The 1,064-nt window shown below is 72.2% G+C and carries 1 pseudogene; it reads left to right on the forward strand.

The features are described from left to right. Positions 1–78: 78 nt before the first annotated feature. A pseudogene (locus LCE31_RS39840) lies at positions 79–1,064 on the forward strand (transposase); the annotation flags it as partial.

Raw genomic sequence — 1,064 nt, forward strand, 5'->3', positions numbered from 1 at the left:
CGCGGTCTGGACCGGCGCCTGCCCCACCTGTCACCGCAACATGCCAGAGCCGATACCAACCTGACCAAGCACTACTAGTTCTGCCACACCTATGGCCGCGGCAACGCCAAGCACCAGATGATGCCCGGATGGCCGTACTCGGTCGTCGTCGCCCTGGAGAGCGGCCGCACCTCCTGGTCCGCGTTCCTGGACGCGGTCCGCCTGCCGCCCGGCGCGGACCTGGCCGCGGTCACCGCCGACCAGGTCCGTGAGGTGGTCGAACGGCTCGTCACCGCAGGCCAGTGGACCGCCGGTGACCCGGAGATCCTGATCGTGCTGGACGCCGGCTATGACGCCCCGCGCATCGCCTACCTGCTGTCCGGCCTGCCCGTCGAGGTCCTGGGCCGTACCCGGTCGGACCGGGTGATGCGCCGCCCGGCGCCCTCGTGGGAGGAGTTCTACAGGGCCCACCCGAAGGGCGGCCGGATGCCCAAGCACGGCGGAGAGTTCGTCTTCGGCGACCCCGCCACCTGGGGCACCGAGCAGGCCGTCACGGTCACCGACACCCGCCTCTACGGCAAGGCCACCGCCCAGGCATGGGACCGCCTGCACCCCAGGCTGACCCAGCGAGCCGCGTGGCTGGAGCACGACGGGCCGCTGCCGGTCATCGAGGGCACCGTCATCCGCCTGGCCGTCGAGCACCTGCCGTCCGGCGGGGTGAACAAACCGGTCTGGCTGTGGTGGTCACGCACCGGCGCCACCGAAGCCGACGTCGACCGCTGCTGGCAGGCGTTCCTCCGCCGCTTCGACATCGAGCACACCTTCCGCTTGCTCAAGCAGACCCTCGGCTGGACCCGGCCCCGTCTGCGCGACTCCGCAGCCGCCGACCGCTGGACCTGGCTGATCATCGCCGCCCACACCCAGCTCCGGCTCGCCCGGCCTCTCGCGACCGACCTGCGCCGGCCGTGGGAGAAGCCGGCGCCACCGCACAAACTCACCCCCGCCCGCGTCCGGCGCGGGTTCCGGAACCTCCGCACGACGACTGGCTCTCCAGCCGGTGCACCGAAACCCACCACACCCGGCCC

The organism is Streptomyces sp. 8L (assembly GCF_020176795.1).
In the GTDB taxonomy this organism is placed as follows: domain Bacteria; phylum Actinomycetota; class Actinomycetes; order Streptomycetales; family Streptomycetaceae; genus Streptomyces.